Source organism: Nostoc cf. edaphicum LEGE 07299 (genome assembly GCF_015207245.1).
GTDB classification, from domain to species: Bacteria; Cyanobacteriota; Cyanobacteriia; order Cyanobacteriales; family Nostocaceae; genus Nostoc; species Nostoc edaphicum_B.
On record NZ_JADEXF010000184.1, the window covers coordinates 1 to 6732 of the forward strand.

The following is a 6732-nucleotide window of genomic DNA, read 5'->3' on the forward strand; positions in this document are numbered from 1 at the left end:
ACTCTGTACTAAGATTTAGGATTGTAGGGGTTAAATAATGCGGATTGCTCAAGACATAACAGAACTAATTGGACGAACTCCTTTAGTTCAACTGAACAAGATTCCTCAAGCTGAGGGAGTAGTTGCAAGAATAGTTGTTAAATTAGAAGGTATGAACCCAGCGGCTTCGGTGAAAGACCGCATTGGGTTAAGTATGGTACTCTCGGCGGAAGCCGCTGGCTCAATTTCCCCAGGAAAGACCATTTTAGTTGAGCCTACTTCCGGTAATACAGGTATTGCTCTAGCAATGGTAGCAGCAGCGCGTGGCTACCGTTTGATTTTGACCATGCCAGAGACAATGAGCCAAGAACGGCGCGCTATGCTTAGAGCTTATGGTGCGTCTTTGGAGTTGACACCAGGAACTGAGGGTATGCGGGGAGCAATTCGCAAAGCTGAAGAAATTGTGGCTAATACTCCCAATGCTTTTATGCTGCAACAGTTCCGCAACCCTGCGAATCCCAAAGTTCACCAGGAAACCACCGCTGAAGAAATTTGGACAGATACAGAGGGGGAAGTAGATATCGTCATTGCTGGGGTAGGTACTGGTGGGACGATTACTGGGATTGCAGAAGTACTCAAACAGCGCAAACCGACTTTTAAAGCGATCGCAGTTGAACCCAGCAATAGCCCAGTCCTCTCTGGTGGTGAAGCCGGGCCACATAAAATTCAAGGTATTGGCGCCGGATTTATCCCCGATGTTCTCCGCTTAGAATTGGTTGATGAAGTAATTAGAGTCAGCGATGAACAAGCGATCGCATTCGGGCGACGTTTGGCAAAAGAAGAAGGCTTATTGTCTGGGATATCCTCTGGTGCAGCTTTGTGTGCCGCAATTCAAGTCGGTAAACGTCCAGAAAATGCCGGACGTTTAATCGTGATGATTCAGCCTTCCTTTGGCGAACGTTACCTCAGCACACCCATGTTTCAAGATTTGTCTTTAGAAACTGCTGGCGTGCGTTAAAAAGACAGGGGGACAAGAGAGTAATCAACCTCCCTGTCCTTCTGATTTGGCTCTTAGATAAATTAAGGCAACTTACCTTTTAAAGTGCGATCGCATCCCATATTACATTATTAGTGCTTCTAACTCTTTGGCACTCCCACGGCTGCGTAAATATTGCTACGCTCATTCTCCCTAAAAGCCGTGGGATTCTTATGCGGAATTTGCTTATGTCAGGTTGCCCCTATTACAGGTCTTACAATTCATGCCTACCCAATTATAGATATATAGGACTCCTATTTGAAAGACTCAGTACGGATCTATACCTTCTTTCCTGTTCCCTATTCCCTATTCCCTGTTCTCTGCCCACGCAAGTAAATTCAGGAATCAAACCGGATTCCTATAGTGCTTCTGGGTTGAGTGCAATACAGACCTAAAAAGCAGTCCCTACCCTGACAAAAAGATTTATTTTCTCGAAACTCTTGCTGTCTCGGTGGGTAAAGATTAACATATCTGTGAGCAGAAGCAATATCTCGTTAAATCAACCCTAACAACGGTGCAAGCCTTGGGCTGTCTATTTTGAATCTTGTTTAGCACCAGTTAAACTTATCTGCATATAGTGACTTAAGACCATTACCTGCTAGGTTATAAATCAGCACAGATTATACTATAGAAAATTTAGTCAAAAATTTTTTCAGCTTTAAAATCAGAGGTATCAATGATTATAACTAATTTTAGCAAACAAAGAAATGAATTTAAGGAATCTAAAGTCCTCAAAGCGAAACCACATTGGCAAGGGCAAAATTTGAGCGATACTGCTGTCAAAGGTAAAGATACCAAGATGCGAGATCCTGCACCTGATAGTTCGATTTTGAATAACTTAAATCGTGGTCGAGTTGCTATTTTTATTGATGGCTTAAGCCTGTTTCATACAGCCTTACAACTCGGCATAGAAATTGACTACGTTAAATTGCTTTGTCATTTAACCAGCGGTTCCAGACTATTGCGTGCTTTTTTCTATACTGGGGTTGATATCAGTAATGAAAAGCAACAGGGTTTTCTCTTGTGGATGCGTCGCAATGGCTATCGCGTAGTGGCAAAGGAACTCGTTGTACCAGCAGAGAATTTCAAAAAATCAAATCTGAACGTAGAAATTGCTGTAGATATGATAACTTTAGCTCCTTATTATGATACAGCGGTTTTAGTCAGTGGCGATGGAGATTTAGCTTATGCTGTGAACGCTGTCAGCAGAATGGGGGTTCGGGTGGAAGTAGTTAGTCTGCAAACTACGACTAGTGAAAGTTTGATTGATGTTGCTGACTGCTTCATTGATCTCGATAGTATTAAAACACACATTCAAAAAGATTCTAATCTTGGCTATAGTTATCGCACGTCGTCAAATTCAAACCTCTAATTAAAAAGAGGCGGAGAGTGGGAGACATGGGGACGCGATGAAAGATATCCCCGTGTCTCCGTGTCTTTGCTCTGCCAATTTTGCTCGACCCTATATTTCAGATGGATATTTTAATAGTTGAAGATGAACCAGAAATTGCTCGTTTAATCGAACTCTCTTTAGAAAAAGAAGGATTTTTTTGTCGCACTAGCCGCGATGGACTAAATGCTTTGCGGATGTTTCAAGAGCAACCACCGGATTTAATCATTCTAGATTTAATGATTCCTGGTTTGGATGGATTGGAAGTTTGTGCCCGAATTCGCCAGAAACCAGGTACAAAAGATCCTTACATTTTAATGCTCACGGCTAAGGGTGAAGAAATCGATCGCGTCATTGGTCTATCTACTGGTGCTGATGATTATATGGTCAAACCCTTTAGCCCCAGAGAGTTGGTAGCTAGGGTGCGGGCACTATTACGGCGTAGCCTCCGCCAAGGGGGACAACATCAAGTCAATCGTACCCAACACTTTATTGTCGATGTAGACCAGCGCACTGCCAGTCGCCAGATAAATTCTCAAGATGTTGAAATTTTGGACTTAACTACCCTAGAATTTAACTTGCTAACCACCTTTGTCAGTAATCCTGGTCGAGTTTGGAACCGCACCCAACTAATTGATAAACTTTGGGGAGATAATTTTTTTGGCGATGAACGAGTTGTAGATACTCATGTAGCTCGGTTGCGAAAAAAGATTGAACCCGATCCGGCAAATCCAACTTTTATTAAAACTGTTGTTGGGGTGGGCTATAAATTTGAAGATCCTCTGGTAGCGTAAATGTTATGAAGGTGACAACTCTCACCGCTAACTGCAAGCAGTGTAGCGGGAGCATCTCAGATTTACATAAGAGACTTGCTGCTTCACGGGCTGACTAACGTCTAAGCCTCCACAGCCAGGAATCGGTAGTCCAACCGACCCACGCTTTAAAAGATTCAACGCACTGTTCCAATCGCGGTCAATGACCAATCCACAAGAACAACTATGAACACGGACGGACAAAGTTTTCTCGACCCTCTCACCACAACTCGAACAATTGATGCTAGTCCCTCTGGGGTCAACTCCTGTTGTATGTTTGCCGCGTCTTACCGCTACTGCTTCCATAATCTGGAGGAATGCACCCCACGCAACATCTAGTATTGATTTACCCAATCGTGTCCTAGCTAAACCTCTAATGTTCAAGTTTTCAAAAACAATTAAGTCATAGGAATTGACCAACCAATGAGCAACTTGATAATGAAACTCTTTCCTTTGTCTTGCAACGTGCAAATGAGTAAGTGCAACCTTATTAGCCTGTTTGCAATAGTTCTTAGACCCTTTAACTTTACGTGCAAGCTTGCGCTGCTGACGCGCTAATGTTGACTGCGCCTTGCGGTAATATTGCGGCACTTCAATACTTTGCCCTTCAGCAGTAGTTAAAAACTTTTCCAGACCAACATCTATGCCAGTAGCAGTTTTGATTTCATCAATCGGCAGCAATTCAGGTACAGTTTTATCTTCAAGAGAAAAACTGACATACCAACCATCAGCCTTATTTAAAATTGTTGCCTGTTTAATCTCAAACCCATCTGGAATTGGGCGATGTAATATGACTTCAATCTCACCAATCTTGGATAGTTTGAGGATATTACCTGTTAGGTGTGCGCCTGCTTTGAGTGAGTTGACACGTGGGAAGGTAAACGAAGATATATCACCACGCTTTTTAAATCGTGGTTTCCCCCCTCTCTTGCCTTTCTTGTCAGGTATTAGCCATCGTTTCCACGCCTTGTCTAACCTCATCAGGTTTTGTTGTTGGCAGTCGGCGTAGATGTTTTTGTAGTCGGCGAATAGCTCTTTCGTTTGTTTGAGGTTTGACGCTTGTGTGTAGTAATCAGGCTTATCTGGTATTTCACCAATTGGCTCAGAAACTAAGCTGCATCGGTCAATCTGCGACCTTGTACGCCTTAGCCAGTCCAATCTCTCGCCTAGTGCGTAGTTCCAATGACGACGCAGCAACTCGCCCCAAGTCTCAAGAATGACAACTTGTTCGGGAGTAGGGTTGAGTTTGAACTGATAAGTTAGTAGCATATAGTCATAATACCATTTGGTGGCATGACTTACAATATAGGACACAGAGCAGTTTATAGCCTTAATATTCATTTAGTGCTTGTCACCAAGTACCGGAGAAAAGTAATTAACCAAGTTATGCTCAATCGTCTACAAGAAATATTTGAAGGCACTTGCGCTAAGTGGAGAAGCGAAGTTACAGAATACAACGCAGAGTCAGACCATGTTCACTTGGTTATTAGTTACCCCCCGGATGTAGAAATAAGTAAACTCGTGAACAACCTCAAAACAGTATCCAGTCGTTTAATTCGCAAGGAGTTTAATGAACACGTTAATCAGTTCTACAGCAAACCAGTATTTTGGACGGGTGCGTATTTTGTTGCCTCGTGTGGAGGCGTTACCCTTGAACAACTTAAATCTTATGTTGAGAAACAAAGTAGCCCTGATTGCTGATTTCGGGGGGATTGACCCCCACTCAATCAGCCCTCCTATCCCCCGTCACCGCCAATCGGAGTACCGATGTGGCGGGAGTACCCCGGAGGAATTGCGATGGGGCTGAGAGAGCGCCTATTTTTCTCCCATTTAGTAGTAATGATTGTGGGGGTAGCTAGTTTAGTGAGCATCAGCAAAATTTCTTCCCCCCGCTTGTTTGTACTGCATTTGGAACGGCTAGAAAGTGAGGGGTTTAACTTAATCGATGTCCGTACTAAATTGGTTACAGGATTTGAATTTGCTTGGCAGCGCAGCACTATTTGGTCAGTCTTAGTCGGTAGTACCGCCGCCGGAGGATTGAGTTACTGGGTGTCCAGACGGATTATGCAGCGATTGACCGAGATGGAACAAATCACCCAAAAATTTGCTGCTGGTCAAATGGATGCACGACTACCTGTATCTGACATTCCAGAACTTAATGCACTAGGTGCTAGTTTCAACCGAATGGCTGCTAGTTTAGAAGGGGTAGAAGCGCGGCGACGAGAAGTAATTGGAGACATGACCCATGAACTCCGCACACCATTAACTGTGGTGCGCGGTTACTTGGAAGAACTGGCTGATGGGGAAATTGAAGCGTCTCCTGAAATCTATCGGCGTTTAGCTAAAGAAACTAGGCGCTTAGAGCGGTTGGTGAACGATTTACAAGAATTATCTAAGGCAGAAGCTGGTTATCTACCAATTAATATCCAACGGGTAAATTTGTATCCGTTGTTAGAGTCATTAGTGGAGAAATTTACCGACCAACTATTGGAAGATGGGCCAGTTCTGCTCTTGCAATGTCCATCTGTGCTACCTCCTGTATTGGCAGATATTGACCGCACGGAACAGGTATTGGTTAATCTGCTAGGTAATGCAGTTCGTTATACTAACGAAGGTTCAATTACCATTGCTGTTGGGATTGACGTATCTCAACTCTGGATTGCGGTTAGTGATACAGGCATTGGTATCGCTCCAGAAAATTTGCCTCATGTGTTTGAGCGCTTCTGGCGAGCCGATCAATCGCGCGATCGCCATTCGGGAGGTACTGGTATTGGTTTAACTATTTCCCGCCGTTTGATTGAATTACAAGGCGGTCAAATTCAGGTAGAAAGCGAATTGGGAGTTGGTAGTACGTTTCGCTTTTTTCTGCCTTTGGCTTGAGACAAAACCTTGATTTCCGAGGGATTGATATAAGGTAGTCATGGCTGTGTCATACCCAATTGCTAATTTGAAAGTATCCAAAATTTTGGTTTGTTGATGAATGCCAGGATTTTAGAAATGCATAGAGTTTAACATTATGTCTACTTTTATTATGGCTGCTTTTTTAATTAGTTTACTCAGTGCTTCGGGTTATGCTGCGATCGCCTATCTGTTCCCTCAAAATCGTTCCCAAGACTGACTAACTAATTCGTAATTCGTAATTCGTAGTTAAGAATTACAAATTAGTAATTAGTTAATTTCCTTTCGCAATAATTCTGGAATTTGAGAAGGGCGTTCTGCTACTGTAACTTCCGCTTCTTTGAAAGCAGCTAATTTACTTTGAGCTGTGCCAAAGTTAGGATCGCGTCCGATAACTGTTGCTAAAGTCCCAGTTTGACGCCAACTCTTTCCTGGTGGCGCTTGTCTACCTGCAATGTAGGCAATTACTGGTTTATCAATTGCCTCAGCAATGTACCGTGCTGCTGCTTCTTCACTACCACCACCAGGTTGACCAACTAAAACGATCGCTTGCGTGGTTTCATCCTCATCGAGAATTTGCAGCCATTGCAAAAATGAGGAACCGACGATCGCATCAC

Annotated in this window: 6 protein-coding genes and 1 pseudogene; 5 read left to right on the forward strand and 2 right to left on the reverse strand. The window is 43.3% G+C overall.

Features of this window, described 5'->3' with window-relative positions; genetic code table 11:
* The first annotated feature begins 37 nt into the window (after window positions 1-37).
* The 3 genes from cysK (at window position 38) to IQ229_RS07570 (ending at window position 3199) form a co-directional block, all read left to right on the forward strand.
* Window positions 38-997, forward strand: coding sequence for a cysteine synthase A (gene cysK / locus IQ229_RS07560; protein WP_194042606.1), 960 nt, complete (start codon window positions 38-40; stop codon window positions 995-997).
* A 694-nt stretch (window positions 998-1691) separates the two neighbouring features.
* On the forward strand, window positions 1692-2387 hold the full coding sequence (locus IQ229_RS07565) for a LabA-like NYN domain-containing protein (RefSeq protein ID WP_194042607.1): 696 nt from the start codon (window positions 1692-1694) through the stop codon (window positions 2385-2387).
* 101 nt (window positions 2388-2488) lie between these two features.
* A complete protein-coding gene (locus IQ229_RS07570; protein WP_194042608.1) occupies window positions 2489-3199 on the forward strand; it encodes a response regulator transcription factor in 711 nt (236 codons plus the stop codon).
* 27 nt (window positions 3200-3226) lie between these two features.
* Here IQ229_RS07570 and IQ229_RS07575 read toward each other — a convergent pair whose 3' ends face one another.
* A complete protein-coding gene (locus IQ229_RS07575; RefSeq protein ID WP_194042610.1) occupies window positions 3227-4486 on the reverse strand; it encodes an RNA-guided endonuclease InsQ/TnpB family protein in 1260 nt (419 codons plus the stop codon).
* 24 nt (window positions 4487-4510) lie between these two features.
* Between IQ229_RS07575 and tnpA the strand changes: the two genes are divergently transcribed.
* Window positions 4511-4918: an IS200/IS605 family transposase gene (tnpA, locus tag IQ229_RS07580; RefSeq protein WP_228013272.1), complete on the forward strand. Its 408-nt coding sequence runs from the start codon at window positions 4511-4513 to the stop codon at window positions 4916-4918.
* Window positions 4919-4984: 66 nt separating this feature from the next.
* Window positions 4985-6097 (forward strand): sensor histidine kinase, encoded by a 1113-nt coding sequence (locus tag IQ229_RS07585; RefSeq protein ID WP_194042612.1) that lies wholly within the window; start codon window positions 4985-4987, stop codon window positions 6095-6097.
* Window positions 6098-6385: 288 nt separating this feature from the next.
* Here IQ229_RS07585 and IQ229_RS07590 read toward each other — a convergent pair.
* A pseudogene (locus IQ229_RS07590) lies at window positions 6386-6732 on the reverse strand (CoA-binding protein); the annotation flags it as partial.